General features: G+C 72.5%; 25 protein-coding genes. 22 read left to right on the top strand and 3 right to left on the bottom strand.

What is annotated here, in order from left to right:
• Both M3677_RS18370 and holA read left to right on the top strand, forming a co-directional pair.
• Positions 1 to 2,640 (top strand): ComEC/Rec2 family competence protein, encoded by a 2,640-nt coding sequence (locus M3677_RS18370; protein WP_251160115.1) that lies wholly within the window; start codon positions 1 to 3, stop codon positions 2,638 to 2,640.
• Positions 2,549 to 3,523, top strand: a complete 975-nt coding sequence (gene holA / locus M3677_RS06985; RefSeq protein WP_251160198.1) for a DNA polymerase III subunit delta — start codon at positions 2,549 to 2,551, stop codon at positions 3,521 to 3,523. The genes M3677_RS18370 and holA overlap by 92 nt, the downstream gene beginning before the upstream one ends.
• 464 nt (positions 3,524 to 3,987) lie before the next feature.
• On the opposite strand, the gene rpsT is transcribed toward holA, so the two are convergent.
• The gene (rpsT, locus tag M3677_RS06980) at positions 3,988 to 4,248 is read right to left on the bottom strand and encodes a 30S ribosomal protein S20 (RefSeq protein WP_058729393.1); all 261 of its coding nucleotides are present in this window, start codon (positions 4,246 to 4,248) and stop codon (positions 3,988 to 3,990) included.
• Positions 4,249 to 4,464: 216 nt separating this feature from the next.
• On the opposite strand from rpsT, the gene M3677_RS06975 reads away from it, so the two are divergent.
• The 7 genes from M3677_RS06975 (at position 4,465) to M3677_RS06945 (ending at position 12,156) form a co-directional block, all read left to right on the top strand.
• Positions 4,465 to 5,631 (top strand): aminotransferase class I/II-fold pyridoxal phosphate-dependent enzyme, encoded by a 1,167-nt coding sequence (locus M3677_RS06975; protein ID WP_209683034.1) that lies wholly within the window; start codon positions 4,465 to 4,467, stop codon positions 5,629 to 5,631.
• A gap of 157 nt (positions 5,632 to 5,788) precedes the next feature.
• The gene (gene lepA, locus M3677_RS06970) at positions 5,789 to 7,636 is read left to right on the top strand and encodes a translation elongation factor 4 (protein ID WP_066653837.1); all 1,848 of its coding nucleotides are present in this window, start codon (positions 5,789 to 5,791) and stop codon (positions 7,634 to 7,636) included.
• Between the two features lie 338 nt (positions 7,637 to 7,974).
• Complete coding sequence (locus tag M3677_RS06965) at positions 7,975 to 8,598, top strand: hypothetical protein (protein ID WP_144411281.1); 624 nt, start codon at positions 7,975 to 7,977, stop codon at positions 8,596 to 8,598.
• 10 nt (positions 8,599 to 8,608) lie between these two features.
• Positions 8,609 to 9,232 carry a hypothetical protein gene (locus M3677_RS06960; protein WP_251160114.1) on the top strand — a complete coding sequence of 208 codons (624 nt, stop codon included), beginning with the start codon at positions 8,609 to 8,611 and terminating at the stop codon, positions 9,230 to 9,232.
• Entirely contained in the window at positions 9,229 to 10,167 is a 939-nt protein-coding gene (locus tag M3677_RS06955) for a S26 family signal peptidase (RefSeq protein ID WP_251160113.1), read from the top strand. Before M3677_RS06960 ends, M3677_RS06955 begins: the two co-directional genes overlap by 4 nt.
• Positions 10,164 to 11,471, top strand: coding sequence for a family 16 glycoside hydrolase (locus M3677_RS06950; RefSeq protein WP_251160112.1), 1,308 nt, complete (start codon positions 10,164 to 10,166; stop codon positions 11,469 to 11,471). Before M3677_RS06955 ends, M3677_RS06950 begins: the two co-directional genes overlap by 4 nt.
• Positions 11,472 to 11,508: 37 nt before the next feature.
• Positions 11,509 to 12,156: a DUF1990 family protein gene (locus M3677_RS06945; RefSeq protein ID WP_251160111.1), complete on the top strand. Its 648-nt coding sequence runs from the start codon at positions 11,509 to 11,511 to the stop codon at positions 12,154 to 12,156.
• A gap of 70 nt (positions 12,157 to 12,226) precedes the next feature.
• Here the strand turns inward: M3677_RS06945 and M3677_RS06940 are convergent, their stop codons facing one another.
• A complete protein-coding gene (locus tag M3677_RS06940) occupies positions 12,227 to 12,919 on the bottom strand; it encodes an HAD family hydrolase (RefSeq protein WP_066653854.1) in 693 nt (230 codons plus the stop codon).
• A gap of 28 nt (positions 12,920 to 12,947) precedes the next feature.
• Between M3677_RS06940 and hemW the strand changes: the two genes are divergently transcribed.
• The gene (gene hemW / locus M3677_RS06935) at positions 12,948 to 14,183 is read left to right on the top strand and encodes a radical SAM family heme chaperone HemW (RefSeq protein ID WP_066658103.1); all 1,236 of its coding nucleotides are present in this window, start codon (positions 12,948 to 12,950) and stop codon (positions 14,181 to 14,183) included.
• 22 nt (positions 14,184 to 14,205) lie between these two features.
• Here the strand turns inward: hemW and M3677_RS06930 are convergent, their stop codons facing one another.
• The gene (locus tag M3677_RS06930; protein ID WP_235426567.1) at positions 14,206 to 14,649 is read right to left on the bottom strand and encodes a DUF4870 domain-containing protein; all 444 of its coding nucleotides are present in this window, start codon (positions 14,647 to 14,649) and stop codon (positions 14,206 to 14,208) included.
• A 108-nt stretch (positions 14,650 to 14,757) separates the two neighbouring features.
• Between M3677_RS06930 and hrcA the strand changes: the two genes are divergently transcribed.
• From hrcA to M3677_RS06870, 12 genes are all read left to right on the top strand, one after another.
• Positions 14,758 to 15,780, top strand: coding sequence for a heat-inducible transcriptional repressor HrcA (gene hrcA, locus M3677_RS06925; RefSeq protein ID WP_209683023.1), 1,023 nt, complete (start codon positions 14,758 to 14,760; stop codon positions 15,778 to 15,780).
• Positions 15,781 to 15,891: 111 nt separating this feature from the next.
• Entirely contained in the window at positions 15,892 to 17,004 is a 1,113-nt protein-coding gene (gene dnaJ, locus M3677_RS06920) for a molecular chaperone DnaJ (RefSeq protein ID WP_251160110.1), read from the top strand.
• A complete protein-coding gene (locus M3677_RS06915) occupies positions 17,004 to 17,750 on the top strand; it encodes a 16S rRNA (uracil(1498)-N(3))-methyltransferase (protein WP_251160109.1) in 747 nt (248 codons plus the stop codon). The genes dnaJ and M3677_RS06915 overlap by 1 nt, the downstream gene beginning before the upstream one ends.
• Before the next feature lie 32 nt (positions 17,751 to 17,782).
• The gene (locus M3677_RS06910) at positions 17,783 to 18,139 is read left to right on the top strand and encodes a histidine triad nucleotide-binding protein (RefSeq protein WP_066653863.1); all 357 of its coding nucleotides are present in this window, start codon (positions 17,783 to 17,785) and stop codon (positions 18,137 to 18,139) included.
• A 109-nt stretch (positions 18,140 to 18,248) separates the two neighbouring features.
• Positions 18,249 to 19,310, top strand: a complete 1,062-nt coding sequence (locus M3677_RS06905; RefSeq protein ID WP_235426623.1) for a PhoH family protein — start codon at positions 18,249 to 18,251, stop codon at positions 19,308 to 19,310.
• Positions 19,307 to 19,768 (top strand): rRNA maturation RNase YbeY, encoded by a 462-nt coding sequence (gene ybeY / locus M3677_RS06900; RefSeq protein ID WP_066653869.1) that lies wholly within the window; start codon positions 19,307 to 19,309, stop codon positions 19,766 to 19,768. Before M3677_RS06905 ends, ybeY begins: the two co-directional genes overlap by 4 nt.
• Before the next feature lie 4 nt (positions 19,769 to 19,772).
• On the top strand, positions 19,773 to 21,095 hold the full coding sequence (locus M3677_RS06895) for a hemolysin family protein (protein ID WP_251154953.1): 1,323 nt from the start codon (positions 19,773 to 19,775) through the stop codon (positions 21,093 to 21,095).
• Positions 21,092 to 22,072 (top strand): GTPase Era, encoded by a 981-nt coding sequence (gene era, locus M3677_RS06890; RefSeq protein ID WP_251154954.1) that lies wholly within the window; start codon positions 21,092 to 21,094, stop codon positions 22,070 to 22,072. Before M3677_RS06895 ends, era begins: the two co-directional genes overlap by 4 nt.
• A gap of 56 nt (positions 22,073 to 22,128) precedes the next feature.
• Positions 22,129 to 23,364, top strand: coding sequence for a sensor histidine kinase (locus tag M3677_RS18365; protein WP_144411283.1), 1,236 nt, complete (start codon positions 22,129 to 22,131; stop codon positions 23,362 to 23,364).
• Positions 23,361 to 24,050 (top strand): response regulator, encoded by a 690-nt coding sequence (locus tag M3677_RS06880; protein WP_066653881.1) that lies wholly within the window; start codon positions 23,361 to 23,363, stop codon positions 24,048 to 24,050. Before M3677_RS18365 ends, M3677_RS06880 begins: the two co-directional genes overlap by 4 nt.
• 136 nt (positions 24,051 to 24,186) lie before the next feature.
• Positions 24,187 to 24,939, top strand: coding sequence for an ABC transporter ATP-binding protein (locus M3677_RS06875; protein WP_251154955.1), 753 nt, complete (start codon positions 24,187 to 24,189; stop codon positions 24,937 to 24,939).
• Positions 24,936 to 26,336, top strand: a complete 1,401-nt coding sequence (locus M3677_RS06870) for an ABC transporter permease (RefSeq protein WP_251160108.1) — start codon at positions 24,936 to 24,938, stop codon at positions 26,334 to 26,336. Before M3677_RS06875 ends, M3677_RS06870 begins: the two co-directional genes overlap by 4 nt.
• The last annotated feature ends 86 nt before the right edge of the window (positions 26,337 to 26,422 follow it).

Genomic DNA, 26,422 nt, shown 5'->3' with positions numbered 1-26,422 from the left:
GTGGACGTGCAGCCGAGCCTCGTCGACCTGCGCCTGGCGGGACCGGTGGCCGTCGCGTGGGTCGAGGCGGCACTGCTCGTCGGGGCGCCGGGGCTCGCATGGTGGTGCGCGACGATCGCGGCGACCGCCGGCACCGTGGTCGTCCTGGCGCTCGTGGTGCGGGGCCGGCGTGGGCGTGCAGCGCTGTCCGGCGGTCGCGGTGGTCTGCTGGGCGGCGTGCCGGGTGGCGTGCCGGGTGGCGTGCTGGGCGGCGTGCTCGTCGCGGCAGCGTGCTGCCTGCTCGTCGCGGTGGCGGTCGGTGTGGGCGCGGCGGCGCGGTCGCCGCAGGCGCTCGCCGACCGTGCCGGACGGACCGTGGCCGTCGAGGTCGTGCTGACCCGGGACCTCGCCGCCTCCGATCGGTCGACCACGGGCACGCTGCGGTCGATCGGTGACGTGGGCGGGCTCGAGGTCCCCGTGCGCGTGGTCCCGGCCGGGCGTCTCCGTGCGTCGGCCGGAGCAGTGCTGCACGCCCGGGCGACGGTGCAGACCGACGACGGCGGCGCACCGACCGCGGCGGTGGTGTTCCTGCGCGGACGTCCGACGAACCTGCCGCCGACCGGTCTGCTGGCAGCGTCGGAGCGCGTGCGGCAGGACTTCACGGCGGTGACGCGCGACCTGCCCGAACCCGGCGGCGCGCTGCTGCGCGGGCTGGCGATCGGGGACCGCAGCGGACTCGACCCGGCGACGGAGTCCGCGATGGAGACGACCGCGCTGACCCACCTCACGGCGGTCTCCGGCTCGAACTGCGCCGTCGTCGTCGCGCTCGTCGTTGCCGGGTGCCGGGCGCTCGGGCTCCCTCGGGTCCTCCGGGCGGTCGCGGCCGTCGGGTTCCTGGTGGCCTTCGTGGTGCTCGTGCGACCGGACCCGTCGATCGTGCGTGCCGCGGTGATGGCGGTGGTGGTCCTGGCGGTCCGTCTGTCGGGCCGACCGCTCCGCGGGGTGCCGCTCCTGGCGCTCACCGTCCTCGGCATGCTCGTGGTGGACCCCTGGTACGCCCGGGCGCCCGCGTTCGCGCTGTCGGTCCTGGCCACCGGCGGCATCATCGTGCTGGCACCGCGCCTGACCGCCCTGCTCGCGCGGCGGTGGTGGCAGCCCCTCGCTGCGGCGGTCGCGATCCCCGTCGCCGCACAGCTCGCCTGCTGGCCCGTGACGGTCGTGCTCGCCCCGACCCTCCCGACCTACGCGGTCCCGGCGAACATGCTGACGGAGCCCCTCTCGCCCGTCGTCACCGTCGGCGGGCTCGCCGCGTGCGTGCTCGCTCCCGTCTGGCCCTGGGGCGCCGCGGTCGTCGCGCACGTGGCCTGGGCTCCCGCGGCGGTCATCGGTGCCGTCGCGCACGGGGCGGCCGCACTGCCGGCGGCGACGCTCGACTGGCCCGCCGGACCGGTCGGAGCCGCGACGGCGGGGCTGGTCAGCCTGGCGGTCGCCGGTGCCGTCCTCGTGGATCCTCCGCGACGGACGTGGGCGCTGGTCGCGGCGGGGACCGTCGTCGCGATCGGGCTCGGACTCGTGGCCGTCCCGCGGCTCGTGGTGCGCTCGACCGTGCCGGGGGACTGGTCGGTGGTGGCGTGCGACGTCGGGCAGGGTGACGCCGTCCTGGTGCGCGACGGCGCCGGTCCGGTCGCCCTCGTCGACACCGGGGACGACGAGGAACTGCTGCTGCGGTGCCTCGACCTGGTCGGTGTCGACCGGGTCGACCTGCTCGTGCTGACCCACTTCGACCGTGACCACGTCGGCGCGGTCGGGGCGGTGGCGGACCGGGTGGCGAGGGCGCTCGTCGGTCCCGTCGGACGGCCCGAGGACGAGCGGGTCGTCGGGACGCTCGAGCGGGCCGGGGTCGAGGTCCGGACCGCGGACGACGGCACGTCGGGCACCCTCGGCGCGTTGCGCTGGCGGGTGGTGTGGCCGCGCGCGGGATCGTCAGCATCGGGCAACGACGCGAGTGTCGTCCTCGAGACCACCGCCGACGGACCCTGCCCGACCTGTGTGTCCGGGGTGTTCCTCGGCGACCTCGGGGAACAGGCCCAGCGCCGGCTCCGACCGTTGGTCGAGGCGCACCCGGACGTCGTCAAGGTCGCCCACCACGGATCGGCCGACCAGGACCCGGCGTTGTACCGACAGCTCGCGGCGCCGATCGGACTCATCGGCGTCGGCGCCGACAACACCTACGGGCACCCGACGGCGTCGGCGCTCGACGCCCTCCGCGCCGCGGGGACGACCGCGTTCCGCACCGACGAGCAGGGCACCGTCGTGGTCTCGCGATCGGCCGACGGGTGGTTGCAGGTCTGGACCGAGCGGACGGCGCCGATGCGGGAGGCATCCTCGACGGCTCCACGGGCGTCGGTCCTGACGGCGCCGGCCGCGACGACGGGGGTCCGTCCGGCGGGACGTCCGTCTGTGGCGGCCCGTAGGATCGGAGCAGGCCCCGACCAGCTCGCTCCGGAGCCGACGGAAGGAACGCATGCCCGCCAAGAAGCCCACGCGCGCCGCCGCGAAGATCGACCAGGTGCCGTGGTCCGGCGTCCGGCCGGCGCCCGTCGTGCTCGTCACCGGTCCCGAGCAGTTCCTGGCGGAGCGGGCGAGCAGCGTCCTCCGTGACCTGCTCGTCGGCGAGGATCCGGCGCTCGAGGTGCACGACCTCGAGGCAGACCAGTACGCCCCCGGCCTCCTGGCGACGCTCGCGAGCCCGTCGCTCTTCGGCGAACCGCGGCTCGTGCGGGTGACGAACGTCGAGAAGTGCACCGACGCCTTCATCACCGAGACGATCTCCTACCTGCAGGCGCCCGCTGACGACGTCACGCTGGTCCTGCGACACGGTGGGGGCATGCGCGGCAAGAAGCTGCTCGACACCATCCGCAGCGGGGTCGGCGGCGGCGTCGAGGTCCAGTGCGACGAGCTCAAGCGCGACACCGACAAGATCGACTTCGTCAACGCCGAGTTCCGGGCCGCCCGGCGGAAGATCGCGCCCTCGGCGGTCCGCACGCTCGTCGCGGCGTTCTCCGACGACCTCGCGGAGCTCGCGGCGGCGTGTCGGCAGCTGCTGGCCGACGAGGCCGAGGAGATCACGGACCGCACCGTCGACAAGTACTACGGCGGTCGCGTCGAGACCAACGCGTTCAAGGTCGCGGACATCGCGCTCGCGGGACGCTCGGCCCCGGCGATCGTTGAACTGCGGCACGCCCTCGCGACCGGGGAGGCCCCGGTGCCGATCGTCGCGGCGTTCGCGAGCAAGATCCGCACGATGGCCAAGGTCAGCGCCTTCCGCGGGCCGAGCGGCCAGGCGGCGTCCACACTCGGCATGGCGCCGTGGCAGGTGCAGCGCGCGCAGCGCGACGTCGCCGGGTGGAGCGAAGCCGGGTTGGCGAACGCGATCACGAGCATCGCGGCGGCGGACACGGCGGTGAAGGGCGGCTCGCGCGACGCGCACTACGCGCTCGAGGTCATGGTCCGCACCATCGCCCGTCGCGGCGAGGAGCGCTGAGGCGGGACGCGCCTCCAGGCCGCACCCGGGCGCCGAGCCGCGGCCGCCGTGCCCGTGCCTGAGCCCGTGCCCGTGCCCGTGCGGCGCCCGTGCGGCGCCCGTGCCCGTGCGGCGCCGGTGCACGCGATCCGCACGGGGTACCGCGCGCGGCGACGAGGCTGCGGCACAACGAGAAGCACCTCGCGCCACGGATCTCCGTGGCGCGAGGTGCTTCCGGTTGTTCTCGAGCGAGTCGCGCCGCGGCCGACCACGCGTTGTCGCAGCGGTGCCGCCGCCGCCACGAGCGCGCCGTCGCCGCGGCCGACCAGGCGCTGCCGCCGCGCTGCCGCCACGAGCGCGGCGCCGCTGCCGCCGCGGCGCCACGAGCGCGCCGCGCGGCCACCACACCGCCCCGCCCGGACACGCCCCGCAACGACGAGAGCCCCGCACCATCGGTGCGGGGCTCTCGTGCAGGTGTCAGACGCTCAGAGCGCGGAGACCTTCTTGGCGATGGCCGACTTGCGGTTCGCCGCCTGGTTCTTGTGGATGACGCCCTTGCTCACGGCCTTGTCGAGCTTCTTCGACGCGAGGGCAAGCGCTGCGACGGCCTTGTCCTTGTCGCCGGCGACGACGGCCTCGTTCGTGTGGCGGATGACCGTCTTGAGCTCCGAGCGGTAGGCCTTGTTGCGCTCCTGGGCCTTGAGGTTGGTCTTGATGCGCTTCATCTGCGACTTGATGTTCGCCATGCGTGTTGCTCCTTGTTCGTCTGCTACGGGTGGTCGCGACGTCGGGTAGAGGGGCCCTCTGTCGCATCGCGTTCCACCCGTGGGCGGGGAACGCGGAAGCCAGCCACCAACCCTACCAGCAGACCCACGGACCGCCAAAGCCCCGACGCGCCGCGCTTCCTCGCAGGGCCCCACGGCGGAAACGCCCTCGCAACACGGACGGGCTACCGTGACGAGGTGCCATCCCTCGCTCCACGCATCGACTCCGTCCCCGCCTCCGGCATCCGTCGCGTCTACGAGCAGGCGGCCCTGCTGCGAGCCGACGACACCGACGTCGCGATGCTCGTGATCGGTGAGCCCGACGTCCCGGTCGCGCCGCACATCGGCGAGGCCGCGCGCCGCGCGTGGACCGAGGACCGCACGGACTACACGCCGAACGGCGGCATCGCACCGCTCCGTGCGGCGATCCGCGACAAGCTCCGTCGCGAGAACCGCATCGAGGTCGACGTCGAGCAGGTCTGGACGACGATCGGCGCGACCCAGGCGCTGTTCCAGGCGATGACCCTCGTGCTGAGCCCCGGGGACGAGGTCCTGGTGCCCGACCCCGGCTACACGACCTTCACGATGAACGCGCACATCATCGGTGCCACCCCCGTGCCGTACCGGCTCGAGCCGCAGCACGACTTCGAACCCGACCTCGCGGCACTCGAGGCGAGCGTCACCGAGCACACCCGTGCGATCGTGGTGAACTCGCCGTCGAACCCGCTCGGCTCGGTGTTCGGCGAGGACACCCTGCGCGCGCTCCTGGCCCTGGCGAAGCGGCACGACCTGTGGGTGATCAGCGACGAGGTCTACGAGTACTTCACCCACGGCACGCGTCACGTGAGCATCGCGGCCCTCGACGACGACGACCGGGTCTTCACCGCCTTCTCGCTGAGCAAGACGTACGCGATGACCGGTGTCCGGGTCGGCTACCTGGTGACGCCGAAGGGCATGGGGCCCACGATGCGCACGACGCAGGAGGCGATGATCAGCTGCGTCGCGGAGCCGGACCAGTGGGCGGCGCTGGCGGCGATCGTGGGCGACCACCAGGCGGTGCAGGACGCACGCGAGCACTACCGAGCGAACCTCGCCGTCGCGAAGGAGGTCCTCGACACAGCGGGCATCCGCTACCTCGACCCGCGCGGCGCCTTCTACCTGTGGATCGACGTCTCGCACGCGTCGCAGGGCGACGTCGCTGAGTGGGCGCTGGCGTTCCTGCACCGCGAGCACGTCGCGGTCGCGCCGGGCAGCGCCTTCGGTCGGTCCGGTGAGGGGTGGATCCGGGTCTGCCTGGCCGCGACCGTCGACGACCTCCGTCGCGGCCTGGGAGCGCTGCCGGCGCCCGCCAGCGTGACCGTCTGACGGACGGGAGGCCCGTGACGGGCACGACCACGCGCCTCCGGTCCGTCCTGCACACCGTCCAGGGCCCCGGCGCGCCTCCACAGGTCGGCCTGCGGTGCGCGCTGCCCGTGTGCAACCGTGGGACAATCGTTCGACCGCACCGACCCCCTGAGGAACCGTGAGCCCACAAGCATCCGCGCCGCTCGAGCCCGCCGCGACCCCGGCCGAGGCGATCCGCAACTTCTGCATCATCGCGCACATCGACCACGGCAAGTCCACGCTGGCCGACCGCATGCTGCAGATCACCGGCATCGTCGAGGAGCGGGCGATGCGTGCGCAGTACCTCGACCGCATGGACATCGAGCGCGAGCGCGGCATCACGATCAAGTCGCAGGCCGTCCGCATGCCGTGGGAGCTCGACGGACAGACCTTCGCCCTGAACATGATCGACACCCCCGGGCACGTCGACTTCTCGTACGAGGTCTCGCGCTCGCTCGCGGCGTGCGAGGGCGCGATCCTGCTCGTCGACGCGGCGCAGGGCATCGAGGCCCAGACGCTCGCCAACCTGTACCTGGCGCTCGAGAACGACCTCGAGATCATCCCGGTCCTCAACAAGATCGACCTGCCGGCGGCCGACCCCGACAAGTACGCCGCCGAGCTCGCGCAGCTCATCGGTGGCAAGCCGGAGGACGTCCTCCGCGTCTCGGGCAAGACCGGTGTCGGTGTCGCCGAGCTCCTCGACCGCGTGGTCCGGACCGTGCCGGCGCCGGTCGGCGACGTCGAGGCGGCCCCCCGCGCGATGATCTTCGACTCGGTCTACGACAGCTACCGCGGCGTGGTGACGTACGTCCGGATGATCGACGGCACGATCCACCCGCGCGAGAAGGTCCAGATGATGTCGACCCGGTCGACGCACGAGATCCTCGAGATCGGTGTGTCGTCGCCCGAGCCGAAGCCGACGAAGGGACTGTCGGTCGGCGAGGTCGGCTACCTGATCACCGGTGTGAAGGACGTCCGGCAGTCGAAGGTCGGTGACACGGTCACGACGGCGCAGAAGCCGGCGACCGAGGCACTGCCCGGGTACACGGACCCGAAGCCGATGGTGTTCTCGGGGCTGTACCCGATCGACGGTTCCGACTACCCGGACCTGCGCGAGGCGCTCGACAAGCTCAAGCTGTCGGACGCGGCCCTCGTGTACGAGCCCGAGACCTCGGTGGCGCTCGGCTTCGGCTTCCGCTGCGGCTTCCTCGGCCTGCTGCACCTCGAGATCATCACCGAGCGCCTGTCGCGGGAGTTCGGCCTCGACCTCATCACGACGGCCCCGAGCGTGATCTACGAGGTCACGAACGAGGACACGACCGTGACCGAGGTCACGAACCCCTCCGAGTTCCCGGGCGGTCGCATCGTCGAGGTCCGCGAGCCGATGGTCCGCGCGGCGATCCTCGCGCCGAAGGACTACGTCGGCGCGATCATGGAGCTCTGCCAGTCGCGACGCGGGTCCCTGCTCGGTATGGAGTACCTGGGCGAGGACCGCGTCGAGATCCGGTACGAGATGCCCCTCGGCGAGATCGTGTTCGACTTCTTCGACCAGCTGAAGAGCAAGACGCAGGGCTACGCCTCGCTCGACTACGAGCCGACCGGCGACCAGGCCGCTGACCTCGTCAAGGTCGACATCCTGCTGCAGGGCGAGCAGGTCGACGCGTTCAGCGCGATCGTCCACCGCGACAAGGCGTACGCGTACGGCACGCTGATGACCGAGCGTCTCCGCAAGCTCATCCCGCGGCAGCAGTTCGAAGTGCCGATCCAGGCCGCGATCGGTGCGCGGATCATCGCCCGCGAGAGCATCCGTGCGATGCGCAAGGACGTCCTGGCGAAGTGCTACGGCGGTGACATCACCCGCAAGCGCAAGCTCCTCGAGAAGCAGAAGGAGGGCAAGAAGCGCATGAAGATGGTGGGTCGCGTCGAGGTCCCGCAGGAAGCCTTCATCGCAGCGCTCTCGGGCGACGTCGAAGAGAAGAAGAAGTAGCCGCAGCGAGCACGAGCAGCACGACGGAGCCCCGCCACGAGCGGGGCTCCGTCGTTCCCGGATCCGCTCGTCCCGGTGCGCGAAGCGGACGAGATCGGGGCGCAGTCCGCCGGGGGTTCGGGGGCGGCCGGCCTGGTCCTCCGCGGATGCGGTGGGTGGACCGGGCAGTCTGCCCGCACTCTGGGGGACCGGGCAGGTCACCCGATCTGTACGGTCGCATCTGTACCGAGGGCGACTGAAGACCCCTCAGTTCAGGGTGGACCCGGCCGCCCGGACCGTGCGTGCTCCTGCGCCACGGCGCTCGAGGACCCGGGGTGCACACGGAGGTGCGAACCACGATGTCCCGTCACGCAACGACCGTCCCCCGCGCACGGCGCCGACGGTCCGAACTCGTCCTGGTCGCCGCCGGCGTCGCTGCTGCGGTGGTGCTCGCCATGAGCTTCAGCGGCACGCTGTCGGTCTTCACGCAGGCCTTCCTGCACGGCACCAACACGGTCGCGACCTCGACCATCCAGATCGTGGAGACGACGGCGGACGGTTCGCCGGGTGCGTGCACGACCGCGGCCGACGGCACGGCGAGCTGCACCGACCCGGACCTCTACGGCGGCCAGTCCCTGCGACCAGGGGGCCGGTCGGAACCCCAGACGATCTTCTTCGAGAACACCGGGACGGCGACGCCCACCGGCTTCCGGCTGACCGGCGGACCGTGCGCGACCACGCCCGAGAGCGGGTCGGACCTGTGCCGCCAGCTCGTCGTGAAGATGACCTGGCGCGGCGCCGACGTGCTGCCCGCGTCCACGACGCCCGCGTACCTCGCGGCGAACGCGATCACGCTGCCCTACCCACCCGCCGCAGGCGAGCGCTACCCGCTGGCCGTGCAGGTCTCGCTCCCGGACGGGGCGACCGCGCCGACGTCGGGTGTGACCCTCTCACAGGCCCTCACGTTCACGTTCTCGGCCTGACGGTGCCGTCGTGGGAAGGCACTCGACGATCGTCCCGCGGGCTTCGGTGCGCACGGGCTGGCTCCTCACGGCGGCGGGACTCGTCGCCTCGGTCGCCCTCGCACTGACGGCGACCGGCACGACGTCGGCGTACACGGCGTCGATCTCGAACACCACGAACACCGCCAACACCGTCTCGATCGAGATGACGCAGGGCCCAGACGCCTCGACCGTGGCGTGCAGGAGCACCGCCACGGCCACCACGACCTGCTCGACCGACCTCTACGCGGGCAAGGACCTCCGGCCGGGGGACACGACGCGTGGCACCTCCACGGTGATCAGGAACACCGGAGGGGTCACCGCGTCCGCCTTCTCGCTCACCCCCGGCACCTGCATCGGCACCGTCTCGACGTCGAACAGCATCTGCTCCTGGTTGCGCGTCACCGTGACGTGGACGACGCCGACGGGGACCACGACCGTGGTCTCGGGGGAGAGCGCCGCGGCGGTCGGCGGGCGGACCTTCCCCGTCAGCCCGGCGCCTGCGGCCGGTCAGGGCGGTACCGCCGTCGTGTCGGTCGCCCTCGACCCGGCGGCTCCGAACGACTCGCAGGCGCAGAGCATGAGCCAGTCGCTCGTGTGGACGTTCACCGCATGACGGTGGCGGAGACCGGGGACGCGATCGGCGTCCCCGCGACTGGTCGCCGGCGTGCTCCCGGCCGCGCGGTGCGGGTGCGGCTCGTCGCCACCGTCGCCGTCGTCCTGCTCGTGCTGCTCGGTGTCGGGGCCGCGACGGCCGCGGGCGTCCGGACGTTCGACGTCCGGACGCCGTCGATGGGCCGCACGGCACCCGTCGGCTCGCTCGTCGTCACCCTGCCGCCCGGACCGGACCGGCTGGCCGTCGGCGACGTCATCACCTTCGTCCCACCGGTCGCCGAGGGCGGGGGGACGGCGCCTCGACTGCCCTACACGCACCGCATCAGCGCGGTGGAGGACGGCGCGTTCACCACCAAGGGCGACGCGAACGGTGCTGCCGACGGCTGGACCGTCAGCCGCGCTGACGTGGTCGGCAGGGTCGTCGCAGTCCTGCCCGGTGCGGGGTGGGCGCTCCGCATGCTGCCGTGGTCCGTCGGCGGGGTCGGTCTCGTCTGGCTCCTGACCGGGCTCCTCGGCGCGGGCGCTCCGCGGACCGCCGCTCGCCTGCTCGGCTCGGCCGCGGTGCTGGCCGGCGTGGTGACGGTCTTCCGACCGTTCGCCGCCCTCGTCGTGACCGGCGTCGACCCGGGGACGCGGCCGGTGGCACACGTGGTCTCGACCGGTCTGCTGCCGATCCGGGTGGTCGGACCGTCCGGTGCGTCCGACCGGCTCGTCAGCGGTGCCGTCGGTCAGGTGCCCCTGCCTCCGGGGTCGGACGGCGCGGTCGCGCTCGCCGCTCGACTCGACCTCTCCCCGCTCGGTTGGGCGGTGCTCGCCCTGCTCTGCGCCGCACCCCTCGTCGTCGGGGCCCTCCTGGCCCGGTCGCAGAGCCTCCGTGTCCCCGATCCCGGGCACACGGAGGACCCTGCGACGGACCTCCCGGCGGTGTCGTCGTGAGTGCCAGGACGGCGGGCGTGCTCACCGGGGCGCTCGTCGTGGCGCTCACCGTGGCGACCGGTGTCACCACGACGGCCGATCCCACCCTCGCCGCGTACACGGCGGCGTCGTCGAACCGGAGCACCGCGAGCACGGTCGGTGACTACGCCCTGACGGGCCTGCCGTTCCGTGACTCCTTCGCCGGAGGGCAGGGGGCGTGGAGGACCTACGGCGGCTCCTGGACGACCCGGACGCAGTTCGGCTACGGCACGTTCACCGAGACGGCAGGCTCCTCCGACGGGCCCAAGGCCGTCACGGGTGACCCGTCGTGGACGGACTACACGATGCAGGCGGACGTCCAGGTGAACAGCGGGACGAACGCAGGGCTCCTGGTCCGCGTCACGGATCCCGCTCCGGGTGCCGATGCGTTCACGGGGTACTCGATCGGTCTGGACCGGACGGACAACACGCTGTCGATCAGCCGGACGAAGCACGGTGCGACGACCCCACTGGCGTCCGCGACGATCCCCGGCAGGCTCGCGAACGGACAGTTCTACCACGTGGTCGTGCAGGCCGCCGGGTGCGGCATCACCGCCTGGTCGACCACCGTCGGCGCGAACGACTGGACGCGGGCGAGCGTCTCGGAGTCGTCGGCCGACTGCCTGACGTCGGGCGCGATCGGGCTGCGCGGCAACGGCAGCGCAGCCGGCTACCGCTTCGTGACGGCCACAGCGGGTGCCCTCGCACCCTCGCTCGCGGCGGACCCGTACAACTCGACCCTCGCCACGGGCCGGTTCGAGGACGGAGCGCCCGCGCGGGTGTTCGGGGGCACGTGGGCGATCGACCAGCAGGAGGAACGGATCCGCAGCACGGCCTACGCGAACACCGGGGACAAGCAGGTCCTGAACCGGGTCTGGGGCGACATGACCCTGACGGGCGACGTGCGCCTGATGCGCACCCCGAGGTCGGGCAGCGACGCGGGTCTCGTCGTCCGGGTGAACGACCCGTCCACGGGGATCGACTCGATGCGCGCCTACTCCGTCGGCATCACCGCGACCGGGATGACCATCGGCGAGCACCGGTCGCCCGGGTTCGTCGGGTCGTTCGTGTCCTTCGGTCGGACGGTGCAGGCCGAGGAGTGGTGGCACCTCACCGTCGAGGCGGTCGGCTGCACGATCACGGCCACCGCGTCACCGGCCGACGGCGGGACACCCGTCCAGGGTCGCGTGTCCTTCGGTGCCTGCTCGTCGACGAGCGGCGCGGTCGGGATCCGCGAGCAGGGCACCGAGGCCGAGTGGCGGAACCTCGCCGTCACGCCACGCTGACACAGGTCGGACCGAGCGGCCCCGGTACGATGGCTCCATGAGTTCCCGCGGCAGCTACCGGACCGCCCTGACCTACGGTGCCGTCGGTGCCACGCAGGCGGCGGACCTCATGACCTACCCGCCGGAGGGCTTCACCCCGGCGGAGTCGCGGGCGCGCATCGGCCACGGCGACGCCCGGTTCGAGACCGCGGTGACGCAGGCGTTCACCTGGCAGATCCAGGAGCGCAGCGGCATCCGGGTGCAGGTCGAGGACCATCCCGACGACGACGAGGTCCGCTACAACCCGGTGACGTTCGACGAGCACGGTGTCCCGATCGCACCGGCCTCGATCGGCACGCCCCGGGTGGAGAAGTTCGCCGCCGACGGCACCCCGCTGCTGACGGCGGGCACCACGGCGACGCTCGAGATGCACGCGTTCGGGCAGACCGTGCACGCGCCGGTCCGCGTCGTGTCGATCATCGACGAGACCGACCGCAAGGGCTTCGCCTACGGCACGCTCGAGGGGCACCCGCTGTCCGGCGAGGAGTCCTTCGTGGTCGAGCGCACGAGCGACGGTTCGGTGTGGCTGCAGGTCCGCCAGTTCTCGCAGCCGTCGAGCCGGAAGTGGGCGTTCGTGGCGCCGCTGCTCCGTCGACAGCAGCGGGTCATGGCAGCGAAGTACCTCAGCGCACTGCGCGGCGACTGACCGGTCGACACGAGGCGTCCGACCGCGTGCTCGGTACGGCGCACCGACCGACCGCCACCGCCGCCGCCGCTCAGCGCAGCGGCGGCAGCGCGGCGATCGCCTCCTCGAGCAGTCGGGCGTCCTGCACGCAGTCCCGCGCGACGCACACCGCGCTCGTCCCACGCAGGGCGTCGACCTCGTAGACCCCGGTCGCGACCGCGACGAACGGGATCCCCACCGCGTCGGCCGCCTCGCCGTCCCGCGGGGTGTCGCCGACGATGACGGCTCGCTCCCCGGACAGGGCGGCGGCGGCGCGTGCGGTGACGCCGGTGCGCTCGACCTCCGCGTCCCCGAAGTACGAGTGCTCCCAGTCGAAGGCGCCGAGGTCGAAGCCCGCCCCGCCCAGCTTCACGCGGGCCCGGTGCTCGGAGTTGCCGGTCAGCAGGCCGTTCCGCCAGCCGAGTCCGGCGAACCGGCGGACGAGCGCGGCGGCTCCGGGGGCGGGGGAGCGGCGTTCGCCCCGGCCGTAGCGCTCGTCGGTCAGGTCGCGCAGGTGCCGGCTGACCGTGGGGATGAGCGCGTCGTCGAGGTCGTGTGCCCGGACGTGGTCCGCGATGAGCCCGGCGTCGGTCCGGCCGTGCTGGTGTCCGACCTTCAGCACGAGGTCGCGGCCGACCGCGCGCTCGACGGCCAGGTGGTACAGGTTGCCGGGCGACGCCGCGTTCAGCACGAGGGTGCCGTCGATGTCCCACAGCACCGTGGTGGGGACGGTGTGGTGCTCCATGGCTCCATCATGGCCGAGAATGGAGTCCATGCCGAGTGCGCTCCCGATCGCCGATCCCGCTCCCGCGGACGGCCTGCTCACCCCTGGCCCCGGCGCCGGCGACGTCCCCTTCGGCGTCTACGTCCACGTGCCGTTCTGCCGGGTGCGGTGCGGCTACTGCGACTTCAACACCTACACGGCGTCCGAGCTGCGCGGGGTGCGCCGTGACGACTACGCCGGCCACGCGGTGCAGGAGATCCGGTGGGCGGCCGAGGTCCTCGACCGCTCCGGGGTGCCGCGACGCCCGGTCTCGACGGTGTTCTTCGGCGGTGGCACGCCGACGATGCTGCCGGCGGACGACCTGGTGATGATCCTCCGGGCGATCGACGACACGTGGGGCATCCTGCCGGGGGCGGAGGTCACCACCGAGGCGAACCCGGACTCCGTGGACGCGGACGCGATCGCGACCCTGCAGCGCGGCGGGTTCACCCGGATGAGCTACGGCATGCAGTCGGCCGTCCCGCACGTCCTCGCGACGCTCGACCGGACCCACGACCCCGAGCGGGTTCCGGTCGTGGTGGACCTCGCGAAGCAGCAGGGCCTCGACGTCAGCCTCGACCTCATCTACTCGACCCCGGGGGAGTCGCTCGACGACTGGCGCACCTCGCTCGAGGCCGCGCTGGCCTGCGCGCCCGACCACGTGTCGGCGTACTCGCTCATCGTCGAGGACGGCACGGCGATGGGGCGCATGGTGGCCCGCGGCGACCTGCCGGCCCCGGACGACGACCTCGCCGCCGACATGTACGAGCTCGCCGACCGGACCCTCGCCGACGCCGGGTACTCCTGGTACGAGGTCTCGAACTGGGCGCGCACCGACGAGGCCGGTGGTCCGGAGCGCCACGCGAGCCGACACAACCTGTCCTACTGGAAGGGCCACGACTGGTGGGGCGTCGGCCCGGGTGCGCACTCCGCGGTCGCCGGCACCCGCTGGTGGAACGTGAAGCACCCGGCCGCGTACGCGAACCGGGTGCTGGCAGGCGAGTCGCCCGCGGCGGGGCGCGAGACGCTCGACGCCGACACCCGGTACGTCGAACGGGTGCTGCTCGCCGCGCGCGTCCGCGGCGAGCTCACCACCGCGGAGCTCGGCCGGGAGGCACGTGGCCGGGTCGCCGGTCTCATCGCGCGTGGCCTCGTGGACGGCACGGCCGCGGTGCGGGGACGCATCGAGCTCACCCTGCAGGGCCGGCTGCTCGCGGACGCGGTCGTCCGCGAGCTGCTCGACTGACGCGCCGGCGGTCGCTCGCGCGCTACTGCTTGATGAACTCGATGGTGAGCGGGTAGCGGTAGAAGTCACCGCGGTTCGCCGCGAGGGCGGCCATGATCGCGAAGACGATCACGATCACGTACAGGATCGGCAGCAGCACGAGTCCGATGACGACGAACGCCAACAGGCTGCACACGAACCCGGCGATCGCCATCGTGATGTGGAAGTTCAGTGCCTGACGGGTGTGCTCCTTCACGAACTGCCCGCGGTCGCGCAGCACCAGGTAGGCGATGATCGGCACGACCAGGCTGAAGAAGATGCCGCCGACGTGCGTCAGCGTCGCCCAGAGTCGCTGGTCCTCCGGCGACATCGGCTGGGGCGGCGTGAAGCCGGCCGGGTACTGCGGTCCCTGCGGGTTCTGGGGTCCGCCCTGCTGCTGGCCGTAGCGGCCGTCCTGCGGGCCGCCCGGTTGCTGTCCGTAGCTCATGCCGTGAGCGTACCGGCGTGGGCCCCGGCGGTCCCGGTCGGTCGGCGGTCGGGCGTAGGATCAGCAGTCGACACGTCCGAGTGCCAGCATCGAACGGAAGGGGTCCGGATGGTCAGCGAACGCTCCCTCGAGGTCCTCAAGGCGATCGTGCGGGACTACGTCGCCTCGCGCGAGCCCGTCGGCTCGAAGACGATCGTCGAGCGTCACGCCTTCGGGGTCAGCGCCGCGACGATCCGCAACGACATGGCGCAGCTCGAGGACGAACAGCTGATCGTGGCGCCGCACACCTCGTCGGGGCGGGTGCCGACCGACAAGGGGTACCGACTCTTCGTCGACCACCTGGCCGCAGCCCGGCCGCTGTCGAGCGCGCAGCGCCACGCCATCGAGACCTTCCTCGGCACGCCGAACGACCTCGACGAGGTCCTCGGTCGCACGGTCCGCCTGCTCAGCCAGCTCACCAACCAGGTCGCGCTGGTGCAGTACCCGTCGATGGTGCGCGCACGCGTGCAGCACGTCGAGCTCGTCCGGCTCGGTGACACCCGCCTGATGGTCGTGCTCATCACCGACACCGCCCGGGTCGAGCAGCGCGTGGTCGAGACGGACGTCCCCCTCGACGAGGGGTCGCTCACCGAGCTCCGCACCGTCGTGAACGGGGCGAGCGTCGGGCTCCTGCTGCAGGACGTCCCGCGTGCCCTGCGCGAGGTGCCGCAGCAGCTCCGTCCGGACGCGCAGACCCTCGGCGGCGTCGTCGTCGCGACGCTCATCGAGCAGGTCGCGGCGAACCGGCAGGACCGCCTGGTCATGGCCGGCGCGGCGAACCTGGCGAAGAGCGAACGCGACTTCTCCGGCGGACTGTTCTCCGTGCTCGAGGCGATCGAGGAGCAGGTGACCCTGCTCCGCCTGTTCGGCGAGATGCAGGTGGACGACGTGGCCGTGGCCGCGAGCATCGGCGTCGAGAACGCCGAGTACGGCCTCGACGCGACGAGCATCGTCGCCGGTGGCTACCTCGCCGGCGGCGGAGCGGTCGCCCGACTCGGGGTCCTCGGCCCCACCCGCATGGACTACGGCACGAACATGGCGGCCGTCCGTGCGGTCGCACGGTACCTGTCCAAGCTGCTGGGCGAACATTGACCGGACCCTGCGCCCGACGCGCGGTGTCCAGCGGACCGGCTCCGCGCCTCCAGACCGGACCGCGGCGACCGCCGCGACCCACCGACCGAACCGAAACCGACTGAGGGAACCGTGGCAGACCACTACGACGTCCTCGGCGTCCAGCCGGACGCCTCCGATGCCGACATCAAGAAGGCCTACCGACGGCTGGCGCGCGAGCTCCACCCGGACGTCAACCCGAGCCCGGACGCGGCCGAGCGCTTCAAGGACGTGACGCACGCGTACGACGTGCTGAGCGACCCGGAGCAGCGCCGACGCTACGACGCCGGCCCGCAGGAGAGCCCCTTCGGCGGCGGTGCCGCCGGTGGCTTCAGCGACATCTTCGACGCCTTCTTCGGCGGGGGTGACGGCGGCGGACGCGGCAACGGTCCGCGCAGCCGTGCCGAGCGCGGGCAGGACGCCCTGCTGCGCATCGAGGTCGACCTCGACGAGGTCGTCTTCGGCACCCACAAGGACGTCGAGGTCGACACGGCCGTCGTCTGCGACACGTGCCACGGCTCGTGCTGTGCGCCGGGGACCAGCCCCCGCACCTGCGACATCTGCGGTGGCTCCGGGCACATCCAGCGCCAGGTCCGCTCGCTCCTCGGCAACGTCGTGACCAGCGCGCCCTGCGGGACGTGCCGCGGCTACGGCACCGTCATCCCGAGCCCCTGCCCGACGTGCCAGGGCCAGGGGCGCGTCCGCGCCCGCCGGACCATCCCCGTCGACGTCCCCGCCGGCGTCGAGACCGGGCTGCGCCTGCAGATGCCGGGCCAGGGCGAGGTCGGACCCGCGGGCGGCCCGTCCGGCGACCTGTACCTCGAGGTCAAGGTGCGCCACCACGACGTCTACAGCCGCGACGGCGACGACCTGCTCGCGACGCTCGAGGTCCAGATGACCGATGCGATCCTCGGCGCGCACACGACGATCGACGGGCTCGACGGGCCGGTCGAGCTCGAGATCCGTCCGGGCGTGCAGAGCGCCGACGTCCTGGTCATCAAGGACCGCGGCGTGACGAAGCTGCGCGGCACCGGCCGGGGCGACCTCCGCGTCGGCGTGCAGGTCGTGACCCCGACCAAGCTCTCGCACAAGGAACGTGGGCTCGTCGAGCAGCTCGCGAAGACGCACAAGGCACCGGGACCGCAGCTCGCACGCTTCCAGCAGGGCATGTTCGGCAAGCTCCGCGACCGCTTCTTCAACTTCTGATGGCGTCGCTCTACCTCGTCGGTCCGGGGACCCTCGACGACCTCGGCGCCGGTGACGCGGTGTCGCTCGACGGCGCGGAGGGCCGACACGCCGTCTCGGTCGCGCGGGTCCGCGTCGGCGAGACGCTGCGCCTCTCCGACGGCCGGGGCACGGTCGTCACGGGCGCGGTCGCGTCGACCGGCAAGGACACGCTGACCCTGACGGTCGCCGACGTCGCCGTCGAGGCGGAACCGCGTCCGGCGCTGGTGCTCGTGCAGGCGCTCGCGAAGGGCGGGCGTGACGAGATGGCGGTGCAGGCAGCCACCGAGATCGGCGTCGACCGCATCGTCCCCTGGGCGGCAGCGCGCAGCGTGTCGCGGTGGGACGGCGCGAAGGTCGAGAAGGGACGCGCCCGGTGGGCGGCGATCGCGCAGGAGGCCGCGAAGCAGGCGGTCCGGTCGCGCGTCCCGACGGTGGACGCACCGGTGACGACGGCGCAGCTGGCCGCGGTCGGCCGGGAGGCGCGGCGTGCGCTGGTCGTGCTGGACCCGGTCGGCGCGGTGCGGCTCTCGGCGTGGGAGCCGCCGGCCGACGTCGACGAGATCGTCCTGGTCGTCGGACCCGAGGGCGGGATCGACGGTCCCGAGTTCGACCGGCTCGAGGCCGCCGGCGCCGTCCGCGTGCGGCTCGGGGACACCGTGCTCCGCACCTCGACCGCCGGACCGTCCGCCCTGGCCGTCCTGCAGACCATGCTCGGGCGCTGGTAGCGGCGTCGGAGGCGGGTCCTACGATGGTCTCCATGAGCAGCAGCGAGCCGAGCATCTTCTCGAGGATCGTCGCGCGCGAGGTCCCCGCGACCATCGTGGCCGAGGACGACCGGGTGATCGCGTTCGAGGACATCGCCCCGAAGGCACCCGTCCACGTGCTCGTGGTGCCCAAGACCGAGGAGTACCGCGACGTCACCGAGCTCGCCGCCGGTGACCCCGAGCTGCTGGCGCACGTCGTCGCGACCGCCCGCCGCATCGCGGACGAGCGGGCCGGCGGCCAGTTCCGTCTCGTCTTCAACACCGGCGAAGCCGCCGGTCAGACCGTGTTCCACGTGCACGCGCACGTCCTCGCAGGTGATCTGCACGAAGGGAATCTCCTTGCCGGTTGACGACTCCGTCCACCCCGCGTCCGACGCGCCCGCACCGGACCGACCCACGACCCGACCCGTGTCCGACCCGTCCGACGTCGTCGTCGACATCCGGGTCGACGGCATCGCGATGGTCCAGCTCCTCGGCCCGCAGGACCGCCTGCTCAAGACGGTCGAGCGGCAGTACCCGGGCGTCCGGGTGCTCGTCCGCGGCAACGAGGTCTCGCTCACCGGACCCGAGCGCGACGTCGCCCGTGCCCACGCGCTCGTCGACGAGCTCGTCGGCATGGTGAAGCGCGGGCAGGACATCGGTCCGGCCGACATCCCGACGTCGGCGCGGATCCTCGACGAGGACCGCAAGCCCTCGGACACGTTCGGCACCCCGATCGTGGCGAGCCGCGGCAAGTCGGTGCGGCCGAAGACCGACGGGCAGCGCGCCTACGTCGACGCCATCGACCAGCACACCATCACCTTCGGCATCGGCCCCGCGGGCACCGGCAAGACCTACCTGGCGATGGCGAAGGCCGTCCAGGCACTGCAGCGGCGCGAGGTCACCCGCATCATCCTGACCCGTCCCGCGGTCGAGGCGGGCGAGCGGCTCGGGTTCCTGCCGGGCACGCTGACCGACAAGATCGACCCCTACCTGCGCCCGCTGTACGACGCCCTCAACGAGATGATGGACCCCGAGCTGGTCCCGAAGCTGCTGGCAGCCGGCACCGTCGAGGTCGCACCGCTGGCGTACATGCGCGGTCGGACGCTGAACGACTCGTTCGTGATCCTCGACGAGGCGCAGAACACCACGCCCGAGCAGATGAAGATGTTCCTGACGCGCCTCGGCTTCGGCTCGAAGATGGTCGTCACCGGTGACATCACGCAGGTCGACCTGCCCGGCAACCTGTCGGGTCTCCGGCTCGTCACGCGGATCCTGGGCGACGTCGACGACATCCACTTCGCCCGGCTCGGCAGCGAGGACGTCGTCCGCCACACCCTGGTCGGACGGATCGTCGACGCCTACACCGTGTACGACGAGGAACGTCTGGCGGAGCAGGCCGGGCACCGTCCCGCCGGCCGGGGGACCGCGCCGACGGGCAACCCCGCCGGAGCGAACCGAGCCGAGCGTCGCGGGCGCCCGCCGCAGGACCGCCAGCAGTCCCCGTACCCCCAGAACGACGCCCGAGGAGGCAACCGGTGAGCATCGAGCTCAACAACGAGTCGGGTGTCGAGGTCGACGAACAGGCCGTCCAGCGCCTCGCCGCCTTCGCGCTCGACGCGCTGCACGTCCACGCGGACGCGGAGCTCGCGATCGTCCTGGTCGACGAGGGCGCGATGGAGCAGCTGCACGTCCGGTGGATGGACGAGCCGGGTCCGACGGACGTCCTGAGCTTCCCGATGGACGAGCTCCGTCCGGGGACCGAGGACGAGCCGACACCGGCCGGGCTGCTCGGCGACATCGTCGTGTGCCCGCAGGTCGCCGCCGAGCAGGCGAAGACCGCGGGGCACACCACCACCGACGAGATGCTGCTGCTCACGTGCCACGGCATCCTCCACCTGCTCGGCTTCGACCACGCCGAGCCGGAGGAGAAGGCCGAGATGTTCGGGCTGCAGGGCGAGATCCTCTCCGCCTTCGCGGCACAGCGACGCGGGCGGTGACCTGATGGTGCTCGTCGCCGTCCTGCTCGCGGCGGCGTTCGTCCTGGTCGTCGTCGGCGGTCTGCTCGCCGCGTCCGACGCCGCGCTCACCGTGCTGTCCCGCGCCGACCTCGACGAGATCGCCCGTGGCAGCCGTAACCGTCGTGCGATCGAGGCCGTGGCCGACGACGTCGGCGCGCACGTCAACGCCCTGAACTTCGTCCGCGTGCTCGCCGAGACCGCCGCCGCGGTGCTCGTCACGATCGCCCTCGTGACGGTGTTCGACACCTGGTGGGTGGCCCTGGTCGTGTCCGCTGCGATCATGACGGCCGTGTCGTTCGTGCTCGTCGGGTCGAGCCCGCGCAGCGTCGGACGCGCACACGCCGAGCGCCTCATCGGCGCCACCGGAGGACTCGTGCGCGCCGTCCGGATCGTGCTCGGTCCGCTCGCCGGGCTCCTCGTCGCGATCGGGGACCGGGTGACCCCCGGCCGTGGCCGCAGCGCATCGACGGTGTCGAGCGAGGAGCAACTGCTCTCGCTCGTCGACGAGGCGACCGAGAGCAACGTGCTCGCACAGGACGACCGCGAGCTCATCCACTCGGTCTTCGAGTTCAGCGACACCCTGGTGCGCGAGGTCATGGTGCCCCGGACCGACATGCTCACGGTCGACGGGGAGGCCACCCTGGCCGCGGGGATGGAACGGTTCCTGGTCGCCGGCGTCTCGCGCATGCCGGTCACCGGTAAGGACAGCGACGACGTGCTCGGCGTGCTCTACCTGCGCGACGTCTCCCGCGCCCTGTACGAGCAGCCCGGCAGCGAGCGGGAACCGGTGACGGCGCTGCTGCGACCGGCCGAGTTCGTCCCCGAGTCGAAGCCCGCGGACGACACCCTCCGGCACATGCAGGTCGCCAAGAACCACCTGGTGCTCGTGGTCGACGAGTACGGCGGCGTCGCCGGGCTCGTGACGATGGAGGACCTCATCGAGGAACTCGTCGGCGACATCTCCGACGAGTACGACCGCACCGTGGTCGACCGGACCGAGGTCGGCCCGGGCGTCTGGCGCATCTCCGCCCGCATGCCGATCGACGAGCTCGGCGACCTCTTCGGCGTCGAGCTCGAGGACGACGACGTCGACACCGCCGGTGGCCTGCTGACGAAGGAGCTCGGCCGGCTGCCGGTCCGCGGCGAGCAGGCCACCGTCTCCGGGGTCGCGCTGACCGCCGACCGTGTCGAAGGCAAGCGCCGCCACCTGATCACCGTCCTCGCCGAGCGGAGCGCCGCCCTGCAGGACGCCGAGGACGCCCTCGACGAGACCACTCCGAGCACGACGGGAACCCCGAACGCATGACCGACCACGAACCCGACCACGGCACCGAGACGGACACCGACACCGACGCGGCCACGGGCACCGACACACCGGGCCGGCCGTACCGCGCCGGCTTCGTCTCCTTCGTCGGGCGTCCGAACGTCGGCAAGTCGACGCTGACGAACGCCCTGGTCGGCGAGAAGGTCGCGATCACCTCGTCGAAGCCCCAGACCACGCGACGCGCCATCCGGGGCATCGTGCACCGGCCCGACGGCCAGGTCATCATCGTCGACACCCCGGGTGTGCACCGCCCCCGCACCCTGCTCGGCGAACGGCTCAACGACCTCGTGCAGTCGACGCTCGGTGACGTCGACGTGATCGGCTTCTGCGTGCCGGCCGACGAGCCGATCGGGCCGGGCGACAGGTTCATCAACGAGTCGCTCGACCAGTACCCGCGGGCGCGGAAGATCGCGATCGTCACGAAGATCGACGGCACCCCGAAGGACCGCGTCGGCGAGCAGCTCCTCGCGGTGTCCCAGCTGCGGGAGTGGGACACGATCATCCCGACGTCGGGGACGAAGGGCCTGCAGCTCGAGGTGCTGCTCGCCGAGATCACGAAGCTGCTGCCCGAGTCGCCGCAGCTGTACGACGCTTCCACCGTCACCGAGGAGACCGACGAGGACCGCATCGCCGAGCTCGTCCGCGAGGCCGCGCTCGAGGGCGTCCGCGACGAGCTGCCGCACTCGCTCGCGGTCGTCATCGAGGACGTCGTCGAGCCCGACGACGAGGACGACCCCGACGGACCGCTGCGGATCTTCGCGAACCTGTTCGTCGAGCGCGACAGCCAGAAGGCGATCGTCATCGGGCGGGGCGGCGAGCGGCTCCGGGACGTCGGATCACGTGCCCGGGCCGAGATCGAGTCGCTGCTCGGCGGTCGCCACGTCTACCTGAACATCCGTGTCAAGGTCGCCAAGGAGTGGCAGCGCGACCCGAAGCAGCTCGGCCGTCTGGGCTTCTGATCCGGGTCATCCCCTGGTCGGACGCGCGTCCTCCGGCCGCGTCGTACCGTGGGGTGGTGTTCCGCCCCCTGCTGCGCGCGCAGCTCGTCACCGACGTCACCACAGCGGTGCTGCTCGGCGGGCTGCTGACGCTCCTGCGTGCGTCCGCCGACCTGCCGTCCCTCTGGCTGGTGACGGTGGTCGGACTGAGCATCGCCCTCGCGATCCGTCGCCTGTCGCCGGGGCTGTCGCTCGCACTCTCGTGGGTGATCGCCGTCTTCGAGATGGTGACCATGCAGGTGCCGGACTACTCGAACGCGCTGCTCGCCGGCGTGCTCTTCACCACGAGCGCCTACGGCAGCAAGCGCGTCCGCATCGCCGGCCTGGTCTCGGCCATCGGCGGATCCGCGGTCGCGGCGGCGTACGTCGGGCTGTACGACCACCAGCGCCGCTCCGGCATCGAGACCGCCTCGTCGCCCACGCTCGAGACCCTGCAGGTCGTGCTCGCGACGTTCGCCGGCGTCCTGCTGCTGCTCCTGCTGCCGTGGCTCGCCGGACTCGTCCGCCGCGCCCGCCGGTCCGCGAGCATGAGCCGGGAGGCCCAGCTGGTCGCCGAACGGGATGCCGCACGCGCCGACCGTGCGGTCGCGGTCGAGCAGGAGCGGGTGCGGATCGCCCGCGACATGCACGACATCGTCGCGCACTCGCTGGCTGTCGTCATCGCCCAGGCGGACGGGGCACGCTACGCCGCCAAGACCGACCCCGCGATCGCGGACCAGGCGCTCGAGACCATCTCGAGCACCGCTCGCAGTGCCCTCGGTGACGTCCGCGAGCTGCTCGGCGCCCTGCGGCACGAGCAGGGGACCGCCCCGACGCCCGAGGCAGCCGACCTCGAGGTGCTCGTGGCCGAGATGCGCGAGGTCGGCCTCGACGTCCGTGTGGACCGGGAAGGCGACCCGACCGGTCTGCCCACGACGACCCAGCTCGCCGTGTACCGGATCGTCCAGGAGAGCCTGACGAACGCGTGGAAGCACGGGGAGAGCGGGACACCGGTCCACACCGCGCTGACCTACCGTCCCGACACCGTCGAGATCACCGTCGTGAACCGGCGCGCCGACGACGGCTCCAGCGGCCCCGGCACCGGGCACGGACTGGTCGGCATGCGCGAGCGTGTCACGATGACCGGGGGGTCGATGACGGCCGGGCACCGCGGTGACGACTTCGTGGTGGCCGTGCGCATGCCCGCGGTCCCCGCGAGCGGCCAGTTCCCCCGCGGCCGCATCACCCAGATGGAGCAGGAGCGCACCAGATGACCACGTCCCAGCCGACCGGTGGCCCGATCCGGGTCGCCCTCGTCGACGACCAGGCGCTCTTCCGCACCGGGATCCGGATGCTCATCGATTCACAGCCCGACCTGCAGTTCGTCGGTGAGGCCGGCGACGGGGCCGAGGGCGCCGAGCTCGTGCGGCGCACCGGGGCGGACGTGGTGCTCATGGACGTCCGGATGCCCGTGATGGACGGGATCACCGCGACCGCACGGATCGTCGAGCAGGGCGGGGCAGACGCCGCGAAGGTGCTCGTGCTCACCACCTTCGACTTCGACGAGGCTGCCGCGAAGGCGATCCGGGCGGGCGCGAGCGGCTTCGTGCTCAAGGACGCCGACCCGGAGTTCCTGCTCGCCGCGGTCCGGACCGTGCACGCCGGCACCGCCGTGTTCGCCGCCTCCGCCACCCGCGAGCTCCTCCGCCGGTACGACGACGGCGCGGCCCAGGCCGCCGCGGTGCCCGCCGCCTTCGCCGAGCTGACGCCCCGTGAGCGGGAGATCTTCGACCTCGCGGCACGCGGGTACAGCAACAGCGAGATCGCCCAGCACGAGTACGTCAGCGAGGCGACGGTGAAGACGCACATCTCGCGCGTGCTCAGCAAGCTCGACCTGCGGGACCGCGTCCGGCTCGTCGTGTTCGCGCACGAGCACGGGCTGGTGCCCAGGGCCGACTGACCCCGGCGTCGACCGGCGGAGCGACCCGCTGTCATCCGACAGGATGACCCCTCCACAGCACGTCGAGCCGAGCGGACCATCCACAGGAGCCGCGCGACGGACGCGGGACGCGCCTCCCGGCCGCCAGGCTCGGAGCATGACCACCAACCACACCCCGATCATCCGGCTCGACCACGTGTCCAAGCACTACGGCGACGCCGCCCGCCGCGTCACCGCGCTCGACGACGTCAGCGTCGACATCGGGGCGGGGGAGTTCACCGCCGTGATGGGGCCGTCGGGCTCCGGCAAGTCGACGCTCATGCACGTCGCCGCGGGGCTCGACGCGGTGAGCACCGGGCGGATCACGATCGACGGGGTCGACATCACCGGCCTCGGGGACCGCGAGCTCACCGAACTGCGCCGTCGCCGGCTCGGGTTCGTGTTCCAGTCCTTCAACCTCGTCCCGACGCTCGACGTGCGGGAGAACATCCGGCTGCCGTTCCTGCTCGGTGGGCACCAGCCGAGCCGGGACGAGTCGGCGTGGATCGACCGGCTCGTCGACCTGCTCGGCCTGGGTGACCGTCTGACCCACCGGCCGCACCAACTCTCCGGCGGACAGCAGCAGCGCGTCGCGATCGCGCGTGCGCTCGCGTCGCGTCCCGCCGTGGTGGTCGCGGACGAGCCGACGGGCGCCCTCGACTCACGCACCGGGCGTGACGTCCTCGCGATCCTCCGCGGCGCCGTGCAGGAGTGGGGGCAGAGCGTCGTCATGGTCACGCACGACCCGACGGCCGCCGCGAACGCGGACCGCATCCTCTTCCTCGCCGACGGGCGGATCGTGGACGACCGCCCGTCGATGACCGCCGCCGAGATCTCGGCGACGATGCTCGGGATGGAGGCAGCCGCGTGACCGGCCTGCGCACGTTCGCCCCGACGGTCCTCGTCGCAGCCCTCGGCACGACGTTCGGGTCCGCCCTCGTCATCGCTCCCGGCATCGTGACCCAGGCGATGGCTGCCGCGGGTCTCGACGACCTCGCACCCGTCCGGGCGATCCTGTCCGTCGTCGGGTGGCTCTTCCTCGGCATCGCCCTCTACGTCGGTGCGATCGTGACGGCGAACACCTGCGCCACGATCATCGCGGGGCAGACCCGCACGATCGCCCTCCAGCGGTTGATCGGGGCGACGGGCGCCACCCTGCGTGCCCGGACGATCCGCACCGGCCTCGTCGTCGGTGCCGTCGGCGGCGCGGTGGGCACCGTCGTCGGCACCGGGCTGTCCGCGTGCTTCGTCGCGGTCCTGCGGAGCACCGGCTTCCTCCCGGAGACCACCTACACGCTCGTCCCGTGGGAACTCGTGCTGCCGCTCGTCGCCGTGGTCCTGGCGACCTGGGGCGCGTTCGCGGCCGGGTCCCGCCGGGTGCTGACGGTCACGCCGCTGCAGGCGCTGTCATCGACCGTCGAGCCGAGCCACGCCGACGTCCGGTCGGGCCGGGCGCGGACGGTCTGGGCGGTCCTGCTCATGACGGTCGGTGCGCTGCTGATGGTGCTCGGTCTGGTCCTCAGCCCCGCCACGCCCGCGGCCGTCCTGCCGGCGGCCCTCGGCGGGTTCGTCTCCTTCGCCGGGGTCGCGGTCGGCGCGACGATCGTGATGCCCCCGGTCCTGCAGTTCATCGGTCGGATCGGGTCCCGTGACCCGGTCGTCCTGCTCGCCGGTCGCAACGCGATGCGGGCTCCGGGCCGGTCGTCACGGGCCACCATCGGGCTCGTCATCGGCGTGACCCTGCTCGTCACCTTCGCGGTCGCGCTCGGGATCATGCAGCACGTGGTCGAGACCCAGATGGCGGCGATGGGCGACGCTTCCCTGCCGGCGGACGCGGTCCAGGCGCAGCGGGACTTCTTCGTGCAGCTGAACGCCGTCTTGAGCGTGATCGTCGGGTTCTCCGCGGTGATCGCCGCGGTCGGCGTCGTGAACGCCCTCGCGCTCGGCGTGCTCCAGCGTCGTCGTGAGCTCGGCCTGCTGCGCGTCCTCGGGCTGACCGGGGCGCAGGTCCGACGCATGATCGTGACCGAGGCCGTGCAGATGGTCGTCGCCGCGGTCGTCACCGGACTCGTCCTCGGCACCCTGTACGGCTGGGTCGGCGGGCAGACGATGCTCGGCTCGCTCGGGACGGTCGTCACGCCCGTGCTGCCGCCGCTGACCGTCGCGGTCGTGGTGGTGGGGGCCCTCGTGCTCGCGGTCGTCGCCACGGTCGCACCGGTCCGGCGGGCCATGCGGGTGTCACCGACCGAGGCGCTCGCCGTCGACTGACCGCACGGGTCGGGAGGAGCATCCGGGACGTCATCCACTTGCACCGCGCTGGTGTACCAGTGCTACGGTGGCAGCGATGTACTCGG

The sequence above is a fragment of the Curtobacterium sp. P97 genome (assembly GCF_023712445.1).
Classification (GTDB): domain Bacteria; phylum Actinomycetota; class Actinomycetes; order Actinomycetales; family Microbacteriaceae; genus Curtobacterium.
The sequence above is the reverse complement of the archived record's forward strand: the minus strand, read 5'-3'. Positions and strand labels throughout refer to the sequence as shown.

Coding starts and splice junctions, on each gene's coding strand:
- rpsT (WP_058729393.1), bottom strand. CDS start 4,248: ATGGCGAACATCAAGTCGCAGATGAAGCGCATCAAGACCAACCTCAAG.
- M3677_RS06965 (WP_144411281.1), top strand. CDS start 7,975: ATGTCCCGTCACGCAACGACCGTCCCCCGCGCACGGCGCCGACGGTCC.
- M3677_RS06955 (WP_251160113.1), top strand. CDS start 9,229: ATGACGGTGGCGGAGACCGGGGACGCGATCGGCGTCCCCGCGACTGGT.
- M3677_RS06945 (WP_251160111.1), top strand. CDS start 11,509: ATGAGTTCCCGCGGCAGCTACCGGACCGCCCTGACCTACGGTGCCGTC.
- M3677_RS06940 (WP_066653854.1), bottom strand. CDS start 12,919: ATGGAGCACCACACCGTCCCCACCACGGTGCTGTGGGACATCGACGGC.
- hemW (WP_066658103.1), top strand. CDS start 12,948: ATGCCGAGTGCGCTCCCGATCGCCGATCCCGCTCCCGCGGACGGCCTG.
- M3677_RS06930 (WP_235426567.1), bottom strand. CDS start 14,649: ATGAGCTACGGACAGCAACCGGGCGGCCCGCAGGACGGCCGCTACGGC.
- hrcA (WP_209683023.1), top strand. CDS start 14,758: ATGGTCAGCGAACGCTCCCTCGAGGTCCTCAAGGCGATCGTGCGGGAC.
- M3677_RS06915 (WP_251160109.1), top strand. CDS start 17,004: ATGGCGTCGCTCTACCTCGTCGGTCCGGGGACCCTCGACGACCTCGGC.
- M3677_RS06910 (WP_066653863.1), top strand. CDS start 17,783: ATGAGCAGCAGCGAGCCGAGCATCTTCTCGAGGATCGTCGCGCGCGAG.
- M3677_RS06905 (WP_235426623.1), top strand. CDS start 18,249: ATGGTCCAGCTCCTCGGCCCGCAGGACCGCCTGCTCAAGACGGTCGAG.
- M3677_RS06895 (WP_251154953.1), top strand. CDS start 19,773: ATGGTGCTCGTCGCCGTCCTGCTCGCGGCGGCGTTCGTCCTGGTCGTC.
- era (WP_251154954.1), top strand. CDS start 21,092: ATGACCGACCACGAACCCGACCACGGCACCGAGACGGACACCGACACC.
- M3677_RS06880 (WP_066653881.1), top strand. CDS start 23,361: ATGACCACGTCCCAGCCGACCGGTGGCCCGATCCGGGTCGCCCTCGTC.
- M3677_RS06875 (WP_251154955.1), top strand. CDS start 24,187: ATGACCACCAACCACACCCCGATCATCCGGCTCGACCACGTGTCCAAG.